Here is an 18,648-nt window from a genome sequence, read left to right on the forward strand (position 1 = left end):
CTATCAGCAGCCTCGGACATTATTGGGCACCTGCGCGCGTGGCACCGCCGGCCGCCGTGTCGGTGATGGTTTCGGCTTCTGCCAGCACCTGCATGAAGAAGGGATTCGGCCGTGCCCCGGGCAGCACGCGCTGTAGTTCTTGCAACGCTTCCAGCGGAGAAATGCCGGCTACACGAGCCCCGTATAACGCTGCAACGGTCGGCGTCCGGGATTCCGCGCGGACACAGTGCAGCAGCACCGTTTTGCCCTCAGCACGGTAGCGCTCGACGGCGGCCGCCGCCTCCCCGAGGACATACGCGGCATGTGCGTTGTCGCCTTCAACAGAAGAGTCGACCACCCAGAAGGTGGCATGGTTCTCAAGTGCCACGTCCGGAACATCCAGCGTGCCCAGTCTGCAGAGCGACACCACCGCATCGATGCCCAGCTCGGCCACCCGCTGAAGCGAGCCGACCCCGCCAAGCCATACTCCGTCGTCGTGCGGATGCCGGACCAGGGAGTCCGTGCGGCTCCACATGCTGTAGTCGTGCCGTTTAGCCCGTGGCCAAGAACCGAGCCGCTGGCCTTCGCCGCCTCCCAGCTCCATGCCCAGGACCATCAGGTCGCGGGCATGCATCCCCGGCCACCCGTGAAGCCGCTGACGCCACTCGAAAGGCACTGCCGTGTAGCCGCAGGCAGCTCCCAGCAGGCCGCCGGCGATGGCGGCCACCGTGTCCGTGTCGCGCCCGCCCCGTACCGCCTCCTCCAAGGCAGCCCGCAGGTGAGCCGGGCCGGCAACCGAAAGGCCTGCATGATGGATGGCGCTCCACGCCCCCTGGAACGCCTCCACCACCCAGCCGTTGCGGGTGAAGTCGCGGGGCCGGGATCGCTCGGCCGTCTCGATCCGCCCCAGCCACACCGAAGCACGATCAGCAGGCAACAGCGACAGCCCGGCCCGGACATCAAGCTGCCCGGTGATAACCGCATAACGGATGGCGACGCACCACAGCCCGCAGGCCTCCTGTGCGTCAGGATCGGCATGGGTCAGGTCGCTCAACTCAGCCGCAGCAGCCATCAGCTCAGAGGGCTCCCGGTCCAGGTATGCAAGCGCGAGGGGAGCAGTCCGCATCAGCGACCCGTTGCCGGCGCTCCGTCCGGTCCGAGTATGGAAGTCAGCGGCCGCGGCAGTGAAGTCAGCGGCCTCAACCTCGCGGCCAGCAGCGGCAGCCAGCCGCCGGGCGGCCGCGATGACGGAGCTCGTCTGGGCCCCGACGTCCTTCGCCTCGGCCGCCCACGAGGACCATGCCCGGACCACTGCGGTGAGTGCCGCAGGGGAGGAGGAGCCGCCGTCGGACGCGGACTCCAGCAGCGCCTCGGCGATCAGGATGGCCATGGAGGTGTCGTCGGTCCACTCGGCCGGCGCGAACCCGAACGGGCCGCCGCCCTTCATGGTGACGTCGGCGCCCTCCGGCAGCGGCGCACCGAACTCGTAGCCGGCCCCAAGGGCGTCGCCGGCAGCATTCTGCAGAGGGTTCAGTTTCATGCCATCTCCATCAGGGGGTGTTGGGTGTTCCAGCCGGTCAGGTGCGCCAGCTGGGGCCGACGCTGGGGGAGTGCGACGGCGATGCCGGCGGCGGTAACCGCTCCGGCGGCGCGGGAGACATTCCGGCTCCGGAGGGAGCCGTGGTTCCGTACCTCCACAGCCGCAACGCCGCCGTCGAACGTTCCGAAGTCCATCGCCTGGACGTGCGCTGCGAAGTCGCGGGCGTACTGGCCGGGCATCGGTCCTGAGTTCAGTGCCTGGGGTGGCAGGAGTTCAAGGTCCAGCAGCGCCGACTCGATCAGCTGCCGGTAGTGGCGGCGGAAGAGCGTGTGGGTGCCGAAGACCTCCAGGAGCAGCGGCTGCCGGCCCAGGCCGATCACCACGCCGCGCTGGCCCTCCAGCGGGGCGGGCGCGTCCGCGGCGCTGAACCGGTTCCGTTCCTCCTTGTCGTCCTTGAACCAGTCCATGTGCTGGAGGAGGGAGCTGGTGGCAGAGGCGCCGCGGGCGGCGTCGAAGCGGCGGACCCGTTCCCAGATGCGGTCCTGCCGGTCGCCACCCCATTGCCTGGTGCGACCGTTGGCAAGCTCGGACCACACGTTCATCGGAGCGCGCCGTGCCTGCCGCCGGTGGCTGTGCTGTCCGGCTTCCCAGCGGCCGGCTTCCACGCAGAAGGTGTCGATGTCGCGGCTTTCGCCCGGGCCGAGGACGACGTCGCTGGCGCACGTCCGGTGCTGCTGGCCGCCTTCAAGCAGCTCGCCTTCCAGCAGCAGTGCCGGGTGCGGGCCGTTGTTGGTGACGGTGAGGCTGGACACCTGGGCGCCGCTGGCGAGTTCGGTGACGGCGACGTCTGCGTGGGTGCCGGTGCTGATGCCGAGGCTCCCGGGGGCGGCGGTCCAAACGGGGAAGATGCTGAGCGGGCCGAGGCTGCTGCCGGCGCCGACGTGGAGCTGGGGAACTTTCATGGTGACCTCCTGGTGATTTATCGCATTTCTGCGCTAATTGAGCCCAGTATGCACCGGTTGCTTCTTTAGCGCAAGACTGCAATAAATAGAGGTGTGAAGGATTCCAAGAACAGCCCTAGCCCGTCCCTGCTTGACTTTCCGCGGCCGTCGGTGGCGGTGGACACTGCGGTGCTGACGGTCTCGGAGGGGAGCGTGTGCGTGTTGCTGGTGCGCCGCGCGGAGGACCATCAGCACGGGAAGTGGGCGCTGCCGGGCACCTTCTTGAGGGAGCGCGAGACCCTGGCGGACGCGGTGCTGCGGTGCCTGCGGGAGAAAGCAGGGATCTCCGGCCGTGTGCCACGGCAGCTGCAGGTGTTTGACGAACCGGGCCGTGACGACCGCGGGTGGGTGCTGTCGGTGGCGCACGTGGACGTGGTGCCGCTGGCGGCTTTGGAGGTGGCGTTGAAGTCCGACGGCGTCCGGCTGGCTTCCGTGACCGGGGAACCGGAGCTGATCGCCGGATTGCCTTACGGGCACACGGATATCGTGACGAAGGCTGTGGAGTGGTTGCGGGTGGCCTATTCGGAGGCCCCCGATCCTGGTGCCCTGCTGAATGAGCCGTTCACTTTGAAGGAACTGCGGGAGCTGCATGAGGTGGTGGCGGGCGCCCCGTTGATGCGAGACACTTTCCGGCGCTTTATGGAGCCGAAGCTTGCCGGGACGGGGCAGATGTCTGACGGGACGCGGGGGAGGCCGTCGCGGTTATGGGTGCGGCCCTGAGAGTTGAAGCCTTGATGGGCCGGTTGAATGGACCTTGACGAGCTATTGTCGATTATGGTCTGAGAATGAGCCTTGAAGCCTGGACTCCTCTCGAATCTGTCGACGATGAACTTTTGACCTTGGAAACCGCCGCGATTCTGACGTTGGCCCGCGAGTACAGAGCGGACAAGGTAGAGGCTGCAGTTGACGCATGGACTCCGCTGCAGATTGCCCTGCTCCAAGAAACGAGGAGAGAGGAACAAATATCAGAGGCAATTAGTGTGCTCGGTGAGTTGCTACACGTGACGGGTCTCAGACTTCCGTCTGCGGTTAACAGGGCGGAATTGCCAGCATTTGTTGAGGCATTGCGTGAACTGTCTCGACTCGTTCGTGTGGCGCCGGATCGCTCAAGCAGTGTGAGGGCAGCCGTGGGCCTCCTCAATCTGGCTTGTGGAGAGTCCATGGAACAGAGCGCTGACGTGTCCAAACTTTTTCGCAGCGGACTACTGGACACCGCATGGCAACATGTCCGACGCTTTGTTGCCGCGCCCGCTTCTGAAGAACGACGAATTCAGCCACCCGAGATTGGCACGCCAGCCTCGAGCGAATGGAATGCGCATGACAGGTCGCTTCTCGGTGACTACGCGCCCTGGTCTTGGGGAGTCGGTCCCATGTTCCAAACTCTGGGCGGCTGGGATGCGACCTGGCAAATGGCACGACGATCGTCCAAAGAAGAACACTTGGACATGATCCGTTACTGGGCACCGCTTCCGCACCTCGTCCTTGGACCCCTTGGGTGGTCGGATCCGGCGTTGGGCGTGGCCCGTTGGATCCTCTTGGGAATGCCACAGTCGACGCCGGAATTGTCATTGTTAGGGCGTGTTTGGGGTGCCGAGGCACTTATGTATTTCTCACATCCGCAAATGGACTGGATACCGGAGTCTCACGGGTGTCTCGGTTTTCAACCTGGAACATCCGGGCGCCGGATCAGCCGCATCTACGAGTCGCGCGAAATCGCTGAAGCCTTTTGGGGCTGCGGAGGACTTCATATGCAGGTCCATTTGGAGTGGCAGATGTGCGGTCAACAAGAACCAACAGGAATCTGGCCTCCTGTATATACAAGTGTGGTCGATCGTCATAATGTCGTTCTTCACCTTGATGCTACAAGGGGGTGGCACACGCAATTGCAGACTCTTGGTGACAGACTTGCCGCTGAGCTCGCGGACCCGAGAATTGAGGTCACGATAATCGCGCCACCCGTCGGCATGCTCGGCACCTTCAGGCGATCCCAGCTGACAGGCCTCTGGTATTCGGGCTCCCACGAGGCTCATACCTTGGGCCACACGAAGCTGAACACTCCCGTTCGTAGACTTCCACCAACCGGTGCCGTAAAACCGCCGACCCCGGTGCATTGGAACCCATCCCTTCGGCACACGAACGCCGCGGCGTTCTGGCTTGCCAGTGAACTTGCTCGCCGGCACCCCCACTACGTGCTCTTGGGTGACTCTGCTAGCAGTCTTCGGCTGGTGAGTGACACTGGGCCGATCATCAAAATTTCGCGACATGCAGCAGTGGAAGCGGGGGCAATTGTGTTGACCCCCAAGGAGTTTTTTGCAGTGGACGACAAGCGGAAGCTCATTGAAGACCTCGAAAGCAAGTTGGGGTTGCCCGCGAGGAAACGGGCAGCAGTTACGACGAGACGGACCGTTATGTACCGGGCAATGGCGCATATCCTGGCCGCGACCGTCGGCGACAAAGCAACCTGGGATTTTGTTCCTGCTGGTGCAGAACCCGCGGGGGCCTGGTATATGACGCGGGATGCAAAACCCATTGCATTCCTGACGCGAGACGGGACAGTCAGTTTCCCGGAGGGATCGGTCAACCTGTTAGAGCGATACGAAGCTCACTCAAGAAAGATGACTGCCATGATCGGAGAGGTCTTCCGGCTGGTCATGCCGTAGAAATGTTGGGCCTTCCATAGCCCAAACCTCTTCCTGTGCCTGAGAAGCAAACTTGGCTGAAGGTATCTGTGAAGGCGGGGTGAGAACGTCCAGCAGTTGCTGGCGAACCTCGATCGCCGACCTTCCGAGGTCAACCGTGGCTACCGTGAACCGATGGCCGCTCGACTCGAAACTCTCCCGGATCGATTGTCCGACAGAGGGATACAGCAGGATGCCTTCCGCATACAGTGAGAGAGGGTCATCTACGGCTTCCTGGGACCGAACATAGGCGTAGATCTGATAGAGATGGCCGCTCTTGAAGGTCTCTCCGCCGAACTGGCCCTTAGCTAGCGCAGAAGTGAATTTTGTGTCGATGATGATACGCCGCTTGACCGTGGAGTTTTCCAGCAGAATATCCGTTTGCATTTTGGGAATGAACGCGGCGGCGCCGGGAGTTTCGTTGTTGGAGTTCCATGAGATGAACTGTCCGGTACTGGTCTGCCAGCCAGATGCACTGGCCGCGGCCCGGTAGAAGCCTCCCACCGCGCGTTCGAACAGGCGCCGGAACTCGTGGTCAGTGAGGCTTGATCGTCGGAGCCGTCCCGTTCCTTCATCGCTCGGCAGTATGAGTTGCAGGGCCAGGCGAGCCGCCAGGAGTACCGCCCTGTCCTGCACATCGTTGCGTGAGAACCGAACGGTCGTGTCGCGGACAGTCGATCGTGTATCGGTGCCCCTCACGCCAAGGTCGGACAACCGCCTAGCATCGGCTCGGCATCGATGGCTCAGCGATTTAGAGACGACCAAGGGAGCCAAAAACGTAAGAGCAGCCTGAACCAGCCGATTTCTGGGAGTGTCTACGGTCAGTTCCTCGTAGCGGCACGCCACTTGCCCCCGGCTCAGCAGCTGATGAGACTCTGTTCGCAGGACGTCAATTCGGCCGCGGACTCGCCGGAGGTCCCCTTCAGTAGGAGCAAATCCCGGTGTTAGTGGCTTCTTCAGGCGGTCCGCTACGCTCGCGACAAGTATCTCGCCTAGTAGGTCCGGTAGCCGCTCCGGGTACTCTTCAATGCCGCTTAGCGATGGGCTTCCAGTTTTATATAAATCGGATGCATACAGCAGAAGCAGCCAGAGGTTTCTGACTGGAATACGGGTTTTTCCGGAAACGACCACGAAAGCATCCGGACCCATATCTAATTCAGTCCCTCGACGAGCTTTGACACTTCTGCCTCCGCTGACGAGGGATCTTCAAACCAATACTCCTTGAGCGTCGGAGCAATTTCTGTTGTTACTACGGCTCGGAACCAGCTCACGTATGAATCCACACGCTCCTCTGCCGGTGGCGTCACGAAGCTGTGGCCGAGCATAAACTCTGCTCCCAGCGTCGAATCGTCCCGGATGGATGCGTTCAAAGCGTCAAAGCGGCGGCGGACGGTCTCGAGGTGTGCTACTTCCACGTTGTGTTTGGCCTTCATCCACTGCAACCAGCTGTCGTTCAAGGCAGGTGCGAGCGAAACGAACCCAAACCGACGGCGGAACGCCAAATCCATGATGGCAAGGGAACGATCTGCGAGATTCATCGTGCCAATGATATGGAGATTGCTCGGGACATGGACCGTCTCGTCTGATGCACGCGGATAAGCAAGATGGAGAGCTTCCCGGGGAGAGCGCTTCCCGGCCTCGATGAGCGTAAGCAGCTCACCGAAAACCTGGACGGGGTTTCCGCGGTTTATTTCTTCTATGAGAACGACGTGAGGCACCTCGGGAACTGCGTTTGCGCGCTCAACCATCTCGAGGAAAGGCCCATTCACCAAGGTCAACTTGCCGTCAGAGCCTGGACGCCACCCTCGTACGAAGTCTTCGTACGACATGTTCGGATGGAACTGCACGGCCCGGATAGCCGACTTCAGGTCTTTACTGCCGATCAATGCGTATGCCAGTCGTCGCGCGAGCCAGGTCTTGCCCGTGCCGGGAGGGCCTTGAAGGATGATGTTCTTCTTCGACCGCCAACGCGCCAGGATCTCCGTCAGCTCGGATTCCGACACGAAGCAACCGTCGAGGACAATGTCGGCGACCGAGTAAGGCTTTGTTGGGGACGGCGGTGCCAACTCCACCGGATCTCCGTCCGCCTCGTCACTCCGCCCGGCCGGGTCCAGGAATGCGGTCCACGAGAGCTCCGGGAAGGAGTGCACTGGATATTCAGGATCATCGAACTTGGCTACCAAAGTGTCCAATATGTCCAGGTACCGGCTGCCGTCCGCCTGGAACAAGTTGCCGTCCAGCATCAGAGCAGTCTTTAGGTATCTTCGCGACTGACCGTCGAGCGGCAAGAAGTTCCAAGGGCGGATCCAAAATAGGCCCATACTCAGTTTTCCGCCGACACCACGAATACCCCGGGCACGGTCATAAGCTTCGGCAAACCTTATTCGCGCCTGATCCTCAGAGGAGCTGGCCAGGGAGAGCGCTGCCTCAAAGGCGTCCCACAGCGCATCGATGTCGCCGGACGCCCTTTCAGGCTTGTAGGAAAAGAACCACGAGTTCTGGTTGTTCAGCAGTGGGATTGCATCGAAAGCAGTAGGCGGAGGCGTCGACAGGCCCAAGGCCTTGGCCCAGTCTCCGGCCAAAGCCGTTCGTTTCGCATGGGTAATTCCGCGATTGAAGGACCCGAAGACAGTGAACGGGCAGATATCGTCAAGCGGCATGGAAACGCCGTTCTCATCCTTGTCCGTCAGATAGTTAAGATTCTCGTGACGCGTCTGTAGGTTCTGAAGAGCTGCCAGGAGCTCGCCCCGACGATCCTTGTACGAAAGCAACGCAGTGGCCAACTCTTCATAAAACGGCGTCCACTGGAAGTCCTCTTCGGGACTCGGGTCCTCATCGCCGAACCGTTTGGACCAGGCCGCATCGTTGCGGAACCTGCTGATGTCCTGCTGCTCATTGTCAAAGGCGAAGCGGATCAGCGCTTCGCTCATCCAGCTCCCGGTAGCCACCTTCCAGATCGTTGCCCGTCCCGTGTAGAAGTACCATTCGCGGGGCTGCTCCAGCGGGTTCCAGTCGACGTCGACTCTGCGGCCATCGCCGTGGTTACGTGTGACACGTCCCGTTGCCTTGATGGCCATGGTTGAGACAAGGTGGCCGCGAGTGTCGAAAGGGACGCCGTGCTTCCGCACGTAGCTCGCCTTTATCGCGATGCGGTCACCGGGCCGCATGGATTTTACGACGTCGAGGTGACGGTCCTCAAAGCCGTTCTCCCAGACTCCTTCGGCCAGAAACCGGGCGGTTTGGTCCTGGGGGTCCCGATCCGAGAAAAACGCTCCGACGAACCAGTTCTGTTTCGGGGTATTTACCTCTTCTGACAACATGCCTCGGGAACTCCTGTGTTCATGTAACGGCCCGATGCGGCCAATGATCATTAGACCACCACCCAGGGCAATCTTGAGTGCATGACGCTTGAATGATCTTTCGCAGTGATTGCGGTTTTGCACGCTAACCTGGCGCAGTGACTAATTCCATTGGGGGAGGGTCGGCGCAGCAGCTGCCCGCAGGTTTATACGAACTACTGAATACGGACGTGCTTGGCCAGCGATTGGGCCGCAATGCAGAACTTGAGCCCATGTTTGCGGACGTAGAAGACGATGACGTCCCTGATATCCTCTCCCGTCATGTCGCCGACGCCGTTCGCGACGCTCTCGCTGCCGCACGCCCTGTAGACAGAGTTGCCCTGGCCAACCGGTTGCTCGAAACGTTGCAGCAGAAGGGCCGCATAGCAAACGGCCCAACAGTGCTGCAGTCCCTCCACCGCCCGGATACGCTCAAGCGCCGCCAGCTCCGTCGCCCCACAACAAGACTTAGCGACTCCGCGCTCCTGACCAACAGCAACGAGGACCCCAACCTGGCAGCAGAACTGCGCGCAGAAATCGAATCGGCGGACAGCGTCGACCTCCTCTGCGCCTTCGTCCGCTGGACCGGCATCAGACTTCTCGAGCCGGCACTTGAGCAGCTTAGGGATCGGGGCGTGAAACTTCGCGTCATCACCACCACGTACATGGGCGCAACTGAACGCCGGGCCATCGACGAACTCGTCAACCGGTACGGAGCCGAGGTCAAGATCAGCTACGAAACCCACTCCACCCGGCTTCATGCGAAGGCGTGGCTGTTCCGCCGCAACTCAGGCTTCCACACCGCTTACGTCGGCAGCTCCAACCTAAGTCAAGCCGCACTACTGGACGGGCTTGAATGGAACGTCCGCCTCAGCTCCGTAGCCACGCCCGCCCTCCTGCAAAAGTTCGAGGTCACGTTCGACAGCTACTGGGAACAGCGTGCGTTCCAAAGTTATGATCCAGAACGCGACGGCGAAAGGCTGGACGCTGCGTTGGAACGCAACGGCGGCCGCCGCACAGCGGTCCCGGATGCACCCACTGGGCTTGAGGTTCACCCGTTCTTGCATCAGGAGGAGATGCTGGAGGACCTGGAAGCGGAGCGTCACAAAGGCTACAACCACAATCTCCTGGTCGCAGCTACCGGCACCGGCAAAACGGTAATCGCAGCCCTGGACTACAAAGGCCTCCGCGCGGCTGCCGGCCGCGACCTAAAGCTGCTCTTCGTGGCGCATCGACAGGAGATTCTCAAGCAGGCAATGCGCACCTACCGCGACGTCATGCAGGACGGCGCCTTCGGTGAACTCTACGTGGGGGACCACAAGCCGAAAGAGTGGAAGCACATCTTCGCGTCGGTCCAGTCGCTGTCTTCCCTCGGCGTCGAGCAGCTGGAGCCTGACTTCTTCGACGTCGTCGTCATCGATGAGTTCCACCATGCCATGGCGCCCACGTACCGCCGCCTGCTGGACCATCTGAAACCGCAGCAGCTTCTCGGACTCACGGCGACTCCGGAACGGGGCGACGGCGTCGACGTCGCCAAGCAGTTCTTCGATGGCCGGACAGCCAGTGAGCTTAGGCTCTGGGACGCTCTGGACGCTGACCTGCTGGTCCCGTTTCACTACTTCGGCGTCTCTGATGACGTCGACCTGAGCCAGTTGGAGTGGAAGCGCGGCAACTATGACACCACCCAGCTGAGCGCCCTGTACACCGGCAACGACGCCCGCGCCGCCAAGATAATCCGCGAACTCAGGGACAAAGCCACCAGCACCGACCAGATGCGGGCCATCGGCTTCTGCGTCTCGGTCCAGCACGCCCACTACATGGCTGAGGTGTTCAACCGTGCCGGCATTGCCTCGGTCGCCGTCGACGGCACCACTGACAATGCTGACCGCGAGGAAGCCCTGCGGCGCCTGGGTAAGCGGGACATCAACTGCATCTTCGCCGTCGACCTTTTCAATGAAGGACTGGACCTGCCGCAGGTGGACACCATCCTGCTGCTCCGGCCCACGCAGAGCGCCACCGTCTTCCTGCAGCAGCTGGGACGCGGACTGCGCCGTGCGGAGGGCAAAGCGGTGCTGACGGTCCTGGACTTCATCGGCCAGCAGCGCCGTGAGTTCCGCTTTGACCTGCGCTACCGCGCGCTGACCGGCTACGGGCGCAAGGAGCTGGAGAAGGCTGTCGAGGACGAGTTCCCGTACCTGCCGTCGGGCTCGCAGATCGTGCTGGACCGGGTGGCGCAGAAGGTGGTGCTGGACAACATCAAGGCGCAGCTGCGGTTCAACCGGGCGCAGCTGGTCCGGAACATTGCGTCGTACGCCGAGACCGAGCTGGAGGCCTACCTGGAGCGGTCCGGGAACGAGGTGAAGACGATCTACCGGTCCACCAGGGACTCGTGGACCGCTTACCTCCGCCAGGCGGGACTGATCGAGGGGCTTTCACCCCTGGAGACCGTGTTGCGCGGGAAGCTCGAGGAGCTGTCGGACGCGGAGGAAAAGAAGCTGCTGGGCCGCATGGCCGCATTGATTCACGTGGACGATCCGGAACGGGCCGCTGCCTATTCGATGCTCGTTGCTCCCGACGCGCCCCGCTACGCGGACCTTGGCATGCGCGAGCAGGCTTTTGCACGCATGCTGTTCTACACGTTGTGGGATGACGGCGGAGGATTCAAGACGTACGACGACGGCCTGGACCACCTGCGCGGCTACCAGTTTGTGTGCCGCGAGATCCGGCAGGTGATCAAGCTGGGAGTGACGGCATCCAAACATGCAGCGAAGAGTCTTGGCGCTGGGTTGCAGCACATCCCTCTGCTTTCACATGCCACGTACCGGCGCGAGGAGGTTCTTGCGGCTCTGCAGTACGGCTCGCTGGAACAAGGCAAGAACGTCCAGCACCGGGAAGGCGTCGCATGGTGTCCGGCAACGTCTACCGACGCCTTCTTTGTCACCCTCAACAAGGACGACAAGAAGCACTCGGCGACCACGATGTACAAGGACTACGCGATCAGCCCCGAGCTCTTTCACTGGGAGTCGCAGAATGCGACATCGCCTACGAGCCCGACGGGACGGCGTTACCTTGACCGGGCCTCGCACGGTTCGAAGGTTCTGATCTTCACGAGGGACACAGCGGACGACGAGACCGGGCTGACAGTTCCGTATACCTGCCTGGGGCAGGTGGACTACGTTCAGCACGCGGGGGAGAGGCCGATAGCCATTACCTGGAAGCTTCATCGAGCGATGCCCGCAGATGTGTACGTGACGGCTGCTGCGGTGGCGCTATGAGCTCAGCAACCGAAGTTTGCCCCATGTGCGCGAAGCCCCTCGCCATCGTGGTCGGGAAGGTCAGCATCCCCAACCACGCAAGCCCCCGAGGTCGCTTCTGCTCGGCGTCCGGAGGCTCGTTTTCGGCGGTCGCCGCAGAAATGCAATCTGTGGTCGAGGAACCCGAACCAGATAGACCGATCAGGATGGGCCGCTGCCCTGTCTGCCGCCAAGAAAGACAGCTCTTCTCCGGCTCAACGAAAATGCCGGCCCACAGATGGAAGACCGGACCCAAGTGCTCTGGGGAGGGCCGAGAGGCGGAACGGCTTCGCATCAGACGTCCGTTCAGGCCGAACTACGGCTTACCTGAATTCGGTACAACCAGTGTTCGTGCTGTGCCGTCCTCACCACCAGGAACTGGAAAGCGTCGTTAGGCTGCCATATTCGCCGATTCGAGGCACGCGATCGTCAACATGGCCTGAGATGCCGCGATTCGAGACCGTTGATAGCCACATTGGGAGACGGCGCGCTTGCGCCGAAGGTCAGCGTCCCATCGGGTTCTTGGGACAAATTATAGGAACTAGACTGGAGTCGCCGTATCGACACCTCGAGGCATAGCGTCTGTGGCTGGGAGGCGGTCGAATGGAGTTGAACGCACTTGAGTCCCACTGGGCAGTTTCTGCCTCGGCAGCAAGGATGGTCCCGGCACGCGCTGCGTCACAGCAAAGACGTTTGACAGAAACGTTAGGCCGGAAAGATGTCATGTGCTCCGGGGAACCCTGAAGCAAATTGACGAGGGGCCAAATTTATTCGAGATGCGTTCATTGAAATGTGGCCGTGGAAGTGGAGAAATAACGTTGGATGGACCGGGGCAGTGAAACTTACCAAGTCGAAGCAGCGTGTAGCCGACCATGGGGAAGTCTTCACACCCGCTTGGGCAGTCGAGGACATGCTTGACCTTGTGAAGGCCGAGTCGGAGCGTATCGATTCGCGGTTCCTTGAGCCAGCTTGTGGCTCGGGTAACTTCTTAGTGGCCGTACTTCGCCGCAAGTTGAGAACCGTTGACACAAGACACGGCAGAAGTCAGTTTGAGAAACGACACTACGGGCTTTTTGCACTAATGTGCATCTACGGGATAGAGATGCTCCCCGATAACGCCGAAGAATGCCGCAGGAATCTGCACGACGCTTTCATGAACTTCATCGGCCTTGATGAAGACGGGCGGTGGTCTCGTGCGACACGAAAAGTGTTGGCGGCCAACATCATCCAGGGTGACGCCCTGACGATGACCGCTTATGGAGGAGGTGCTATAACTTTCCCCGAGTGGGGATATCTGGGAAAAGGAAAGTACCAGAGGCGTGACTTCGATTATGACAACCTTACCCAGAGGGCGTCGTTCGAAGGCACTTTGTGGGAACATCTCGAAGAGGGTGATATATTCACCCCCACGCGGACCTACCCGCAAATGACCGTCCAGGAGATCGCAAGTGAGTAAGGCTACCTTCGCCCTTCGTACTCATAACCCCGATGTGCTTACCTGCATTGCAAACCTGTCAAATGATGAGGTGTTCACTCCGCCCGAGTTTGCGAACCAGATGCTCGATGCGCTGGAACAGTCATGGTCGGAAGCCCATGAGGGCGCCGTCATTTGGGAGGATCCAAACGTAAAGTTTCTCGATCCGTTCACGAAGTCAGGGGTTTTCCTGCGGGAGATAGTAACGCGGCTAACCGCCGGGCTGAGCGGTTTCATCCCTAATCTCGACGATCGTGTGGATCATATCTTGACTAAACAGGTCTACGGAATTGGAATCACCGAGTTGACCAGTCTGCTTGCTCGACGCAGCCTTTACTGCTCCAAGTTTGCCAACGGGCCGCACTCAATTGCGGCAACATTCGAGACGGAAGAAGGAAACATCTGGTTCGAGCGGACCGAGCATGCGTGGATTGGCGGCACCAAGACGTTCCTGGCGGACCCGCTCTCTGACGGGGATCTGATCACCTATGCCAACCGCAGGTGTAAATACTGCGGTGCCGCTGAAGCCGAGTACGCACGAAGCGAACAGCTTGAAACACATGCCTACGCCTTCATTCACACCGACGACATCAAGGCCCGCATTGCCGAGCTTTTTGGAGACGATATGCAATTTGACGTAATTATCGGCAATCCCCCCTATCAGTTGAATGACGGAGGATTTGGATCAAGCGCGGCGCCGATCTATCAGCGCTTCGTGGAGCAGGCTAAGGCCTTGGACCCACGAATGCTCACCTTAGTCATCCCGGCTCGTTGGTATGCCGGTGGTAAGGGATTGAGCGAATTTCGTTCGTCAATGCTTTCCGATAGCCGGATACGAGTACTCCACGATTTCCCCGATACATCCGATGTCTTTCCAGGCGTGAACAACCGGGGAGGAATCTGCTATTTTCTCTGGGATCGTGACTATGCCGGCGATGTTACAGTCTACACCCATGAAAAAGGTGAAATTACTTCAGCTGCGAAGCGACCGCTCCTTGAACCAGGCCTGGATACTTTTATCCGTTATAATGAAGGCGTAGCGATTTTGAAAAAAGTTGTGGCCGTTGAGGGTGGGGGAGAAAATGAGCTCGTACTACCTGCAAAAAAGCGATTCAGCGAGTTGGTTAGTTCGCGTAAACCCTTCGGCTTGGACACAACATTTAATGGTCGGTTGACGCAAATCGGCAACGATCTACGCGTTTATCGAAATGGCGGCATTTGTTATATTCCTCGAGACCAGATTAAAAGCGGTACAGATCTAATCGATAAGTGCAAATTATTCGTTCCGTATGCAAGTCCTGGTAATGATGATTATCCCCACCTGGTTCTATCGAAGCCCCTTCTCGCCGAGGCAGGAGATGTAGCTACTGAGACTTATCTCGCTATTGGCCCTTTCAAGGACACGGAAACGTCTCGCAATGCCGCTACCTATATGGGTACCCAGTTCTTCCGCTTCATGCTTTCGCTCCTCAGGGTCTCACAGCACGTGACCCGCAATGTATACGCTTTCGTGCCGCTGCAGGACTTTTCAAAGTCGTGGTCGGACGATGATTTGGCTGCGAAATACGGGTTGACAGAAGATGATCGCGCATTCATGGGACGTTTCGTGAAGCCTGTTAGTTGGGCGGGTGACTACAAATGACCAAGCCTGTAGACATACTTCTCCCCCCCAAACCTGCTGCCCGCCTCCGTATCTACGCATACTCGATACAGGATGAGGCTCACACGGGCTGGCTAAAAATTGGTCAAACGACGCAGGATATTCGAACCCGCATCTCCCAGCAACTGCAAACAGCAGCCATCACAAATTTCACGATCGAGCTGGACGAATCCGCCGAACGATACGACGGTACGGTGTTCCGTGACTTTGATGTTCGCAGTCGGTTAGCAGCTAAAGGTTTCGCAAACCCCACGTTGGAATGGATGGAGTGCACAGTCGCGGATGTGCAAACCGTAATCACCGAGCTAAGGACGGGACAGAAACTTCGCGGAACCCACCATGAAACGTTCTGTATGCGACCAGAACAAGCGCTGGCGGTTGAAAAGACTTACAAATACTTTATGTCGATTTGGTCCGAGGACGAGAAAGCTGTTCCACGGTTCTTGTGGAATGCGAAAATGCGCTTCGGCAAAACCTTCGCAACTTATCAGCTTGCTCGCACCCTCGACGCAAAGAGGTTACTCGTCGTCACATTCAAGCCAGCTGTAGAGGATGCTTGGCAGACTGATCTCGAATCGCATGCAGACTTCGACGGGTGGCAATATCTTTCTACTGCGGCAGGCGCTGACCCCTCGTCTGCAGATCCAACCTTCCCCCTCGTCTACTTTGCCTCATTTCAAGATCTGCTTGGGCGGGACAAATTTGGCAACATCAAAGCCAAAAATGAGTGGTTACACGCAAGCAATTGGGACCTAGTCGTTTTCGACGAATACCACTATGGGGCTTGGCGTGACAGCGCAAAGGAGTTGTTCGAAGGGGAGGACGCCGCGGTTGCTAAAAAGGAGCTTGCCCTCGAATATGGTGAGGATCTTGCCGCCTTCGACGAGGAACTCGACGAGCTTGGCAATGACGAAGATGCGTTCCTTCCGATTACTACGAAGGCTTATCTTTACCTATCCGGTACTCCATTCAAGGCTCTAGCAACAGGAGAATTTATCGAAGAACAGATATTTAACTGGACCTACACCGACGAGCAGCGGGCGAAGAAAGAATTCGCGGATAATCACCCAGGTCAATGGAACCCGTACGCGACCCTCCCAGAAATGCGACTTTTCACGTATCAAATGCCGGACGAGCTGGTTGCTGTCGCCAGCCATGGGGAGTTTGACGAGTTTGACTTGAACGCCTTTTTTGAAGCCAGTGGCTCGGGTGTCAACGCCCAGTTCTCACACAAGGATGACGTTCAGAAATGGCTCGACATAGTTCGCGGTGCATATATGCCCACACAAGTCGAGGCGCTGAAAGCAGGCACGCGTCCGCCATTCCCCTATTCCGACGTGAGGCTTCTTCCTTATCTACAACATTCTTTGTGGTTTTTGCCGAAAGTTGCAGCGTGCGAGGCGATGGCAAACCTGCTAGGAGAGCCGCAAAACTCGTGGTGGCATGACTATAAAGTTCTTTCGGTTGCTGGAGCTGGCGCTGGTATCGGTTTGGATGCTCTCCCGCCGGTAAAGAACGCTATCGGAAATGGGTTCGATTCAAAGACGATTACATTGACTGTGGGTAAGCTGACCACAGGAGTAACTGTGCCTCAATGGTCTTCCATCCTGATGCTCCGGAACTTAAAGTCTCCGGAGACCTATTTTCAGGCCGCTTTCCGCGTGCAGTCCCCATGGTCGATCAAGAATCCTAACGGCGACAACCCCAGCGCGGAAGCAATCCTTAAGCCCGTGTGTTTCGTCTTCGATTTCGCTCCCACCCGTGCACTACGTCAGATCGCAGACTACGGCGCCGGGCTTTCTCCAGACGACCCTAACCCAGAGCATGCTGTGGAAGAACTGGTGCAGTTTCTTCCCGTTCTGGCATACGATGGCTCGCACATGACTCAAGTTGACGCGGGCGGTATTCTCGATATCGCGTTGGCTGGCACCTCCGCCACCCTTCTCGCACGTAAATGGGAATCGGCGGTCCTAGTCAATGTCGACAATGACACCCTAAAAAAAATCATGGCCAGCCAGGCGGCGATGGAGGCTGTGATGAACATCGAAGGTTTCCGCGCTCTTGGAAGCAGTATTTTCGAAACTGTAGTTAATAAGAGTGAGGCAGTAAAGAGTACCAAAAAGGAGCAAGGTGAGGCCCTCATTCCTTCGGAAAAACGGGCTCTTTCTGAGGAGGAAAAAGAATATAAGAATAAGCGGAAGCAAATTCAAGAAAAGCTGATTAAGTTCGCCACGCGTATCCCTGCATTCATGTACCTTACAGACTTTCGTGAGAACACTTTGCATGACGTGATTACAAAGCTCGAGCCAGAGCTTTTCAAGACAGTGACTGGCCTAACCGTCGCCGATTTCAACCTGCTCGTTTCACTCAACGTCTTCAACGCCTCACATATGAACCAGGCCGTTTTCGCCTTTCGTCGTTATGAAGATGCGTCGCTCTCATACACCGGCATTGAATCCCACCCGGGCTTGCGCCATTACGGGCTCTACGACACAGTTGTGGCTGTAGATGCGGAGGCTGGGAACTAATCGTACCTCTTCGGTTCTTATTTTTCATATTTTGATTTTGTATCAGACATTTTTATCTTGTGCTCCACGAGCTGAAGCATTTTATGCTCCGCATCCGGTTCATAGAGCCATGGTCGAACCTCAAAGCTGGCTATCCGCAATGTGGGCTGAATATCGTACAGGGGTGGCAATAGGTCGGCGAGCATATCTCGAAAGGCTCGCTGACGATGGCGCCCGCCTGCCATGGGGAACAGTGGGGGCTTGGCGGAACCGAATCGGCCTCCTGGAAGGATCTCGTTGGCCCTGCAGTGATCCGCCCACAAGTTCCTATCGTATGCAGTTACTGCCCATTCGGGATAGTGCGCTAACGTAAGGGCTCGATAATGATTAAAATGTTGCTCTTCGTCGTACTCGATAATTCGATGCTCACCATTTCGATGAGTAACAACTCCGTCCAGAGATCTACGTTCACTCAAGGGCATCACTTCGGGCATCTGAAGGCCGGTGAGGGCGTGGTAAATGTCGCTTACCTGGGGCCAGGCGCGGCCGCATTCAGTTTTTCCTGGTCTCATAAGCCACGCAGGGCAGTATTCTCTCCTAATGTCACCCCCCGTGGAGTTCGCGACTAAATCAAGAATCCTGGATTGCTCTTCCCGTGCCATGCGCTAGCTCTCCTTGATACACGTCTCGAAACTTGTTCTGCTATAACCTTAAACCGCGTATAGCTGCGACGTGGGGGAGTCCAACGTCAGCCTCCATAGGACTCAGTCACTGGTCACCTAGGAGTTGGCGACCACGACCGAGAGATAGCAAGCATTTTTGCCTTCTACGGGCTGCCTGGGATTTGCCCACCTAAGTATCCCCCACCTCGGTATCGGTGGGAAGCCGCTGGACAAGGAGCCGGGGTGGCCTGGTCGCTACGGCAGCCCGTTGGCGACATTCCGGTAGACCTTTAGTAGCTGGTTCAGTGGTTCAGTCCGGACCCCGACTGGCCGAGCAGGGGCCCTGCACGGCTCCAGCAGAGCAACCGGGAGGGCGACAGGGTTACGGGTCACTCAGGCGGAGACAAAACACCTGCGGGGTGGCCGTCGGACGCTCCAGTAGTTCCGTCACTCCGCCGGCGAGCCACCACGGCGATGAGTTGGTTTGGTTTCTGGCGGCCCAAGGATTTGAGGACA

General features: G+C 58.9%; 11 protein-coding genes. 6 read left to right on the plus strand and 5 right to left on the minus strand.

What is annotated here, in order from left to right; genetic code table 11:
* Positions 1–19: 19 nt before the first annotated feature.
* Both C3B78_RS04895 and C3B78_RS04900 read right to left on the minus strand, forming a co-directional pair.
* Positions 20–1,519, minus strand: coding sequence for an ADP-ribosylglycohydrolase family protein (locus C3B78_RS04895; RefSeq protein ID WP_104997072.1), 1,500 nt, complete (start codon positions 1,517–1,519; stop codon positions 20–22).
* Entirely contained in the window at positions 1,516–2,481 is a 966-nt protein-coding gene (locus C3B78_RS04900) for an ARPP-1 family domain-containing protein (RefSeq protein WP_104997073.1), read from the minus strand. Before C3B78_RS04900 ends, C3B78_RS04895 begins: the two co-directional genes overlap by 4 nt.
* Positions 2,482–2,574: 93 nt before the next feature.
* Between C3B78_RS04900 and C3B78_RS04905 the strand changes: the two genes are divergently transcribed.
* A complete protein-coding gene (locus C3B78_RS04905) occupies positions 2,575–3,240 on the plus strand; it encodes an NUDIX domain-containing protein (protein WP_104997074.1) in 666 nt (221 codons plus the stop codon).
* A 65-nt stretch (positions 3,241–3,305) separates the two neighbouring features.
* A complete protein-coding gene (locus C3B78_RS19615) occupies positions 3,306–5,180 on the plus strand; it encodes a TY-Chap2 family putative peptide chaperone (protein WP_158677189.1) in 1,875 nt (624 codons plus the stop codon).
* Here C3B78_RS19615 and C3B78_RS04915 read toward each other — a convergent pair.
* Complete coding sequence (locus C3B78_RS04915) at positions 5,127–6,347, minus strand: 5-methylcytosine restriction system specificity protein McrC (RefSeq protein WP_104997076.1); 1,221 nt, start codon at positions 6,345–6,347, stop codon at positions 5,127–5,129. The two genes, C3B78_RS19615 and C3B78_RS04915, sit on opposite strands and share 54 nt — an antisense overlap.
* 2 nt (positions 6,348–6,349) lie before the next feature.
* A complete protein-coding gene (locus C3B78_RS04920) occupies positions 6,350–8,518 on the minus strand; it encodes an McrB family protein (RefSeq protein ID WP_199775336.1) in 2,169 nt (722 codons plus the stop codon).
* 173 nt (positions 8,519–8,691) lie between these two features.
* On the opposite strand from C3B78_RS04920, the gene C3B78_RS04925 reads away from it, so the two are divergent.
* The 4 genes from C3B78_RS04925 to C3B78_RS04940 all read left to right on the plus strand — a co-directional run bounded on the left by C3B78_RS04925 (position 8,692) and on the right by C3B78_RS04940 (position 17,491).
* Entirely contained in the window at positions 8,692–11,811 is a 3,120-nt protein-coding gene (locus tag C3B78_RS04925) for a DUF3427 domain-containing protein (RefSeq protein WP_267895227.1), read from the plus strand.
* Between the two features lie 853 nt (positions 11,812–12,664).
* Positions 12,665–13,285, plus strand: a complete 621-nt coding sequence (locus C3B78_RS04930; RefSeq protein ID WP_234005523.1) for an N-6 DNA methylase — start codon at positions 12,665–12,667, stop codon at positions 13,283–13,285.
* Positions 13,278–14,945 (plus strand): Eco57I restriction-modification methylase domain-containing protein, encoded by a 1,668-nt coding sequence (locus C3B78_RS04935; protein ID WP_104997079.1) that lies wholly within the window; start codon positions 13,278–13,280, stop codon positions 14,943–14,945. The genes C3B78_RS04930 and C3B78_RS04935 overlap by 8 nt, the downstream gene beginning before the upstream one ends.
* A complete protein-coding gene (locus C3B78_RS04940) occupies positions 14,942–17,491 on the plus strand; it encodes a GIY-YIG nuclease family protein (RefSeq protein ID WP_104997080.1) in 2,550 nt (849 codons plus the stop codon). The genes C3B78_RS04935 and C3B78_RS04940 overlap by 4 nt, the downstream gene beginning before the upstream one ends.
* A gap of 17 nt (positions 17,492–17,508) precedes the next feature.
* On the opposite strand, the gene C3B78_RS19620 is transcribed toward C3B78_RS04940, so the two are convergent.
* Complete coding sequence (locus C3B78_RS19620; protein WP_158677191.1) at positions 17,509–18,132, minus strand: DUF7255 family protein; 624 nt, start codon at positions 18,130–18,132, stop codon at positions 17,509–17,511.
* Positions 18,133–18,648 lie beyond the last annotated feature (516 nt).

This window comes from Arthrobacter sp. PGP41 (assembly GCF_002953935.1).
In the GTDB taxonomy this organism is placed as follows: domain Bacteria; phylum Actinomycetota; class Actinomycetes; order Actinomycetales; family Micrococcaceae; genus Arthrobacter.

Excerpts from the sequence above, each read along its gene's own strand:
- C3B78_RS04895 (WP_104997072.1), bottom strand. The coding sequence starts at position 1,519 with ATGAAACTGAACCCTCTGCAGAATGCTGCCGGCGACGCCCTTGGGGCC.
- C3B78_RS04900 (WP_104997073.1), bottom strand. The coding sequence starts at position 2,481 with ATGAAAGTTCCCCAGCTCCACGTCGGCGCCGGCAGCAGCCTCGGCCCG.
- C3B78_RS19615 (WP_158677189.1), top strand. The coding sequence starts at position 3,306 with ATGAGCCTTGAAGCCTGGACTCCTCTCGAATCTGTCGACGATGAACTT.
- C3B78_RS04915 (WP_104997076.1), bottom strand. The coding sequence starts at position 6,347 with ATGGGTCCGGATGCTTTCGTGGTCGTTTCCGGAAAAACCCGTATTCCA.
- C3B78_RS04920 (WP_199775336.1), bottom strand. The coding sequence starts at position 8,518 with ATGTTGTCAGAAGAGGTAAATACCCCGAAACAGAACTGGTTCGTCGGA.
- C3B78_RS04940 (WP_104997080.1), top strand. The coding sequence starts at position 14,942 with ATGACCAAGCCTGTAGACATACTTCTCCCCCCCAAACCTGCTGCCCGC.
- C3B78_RS19620 (WP_158677191.1), bottom strand. The coding sequence starts at position 18,132 with ATGGCACGGGAAGAGCAATCCAGGATTCTTGATTTAGTCGCGAACTCC.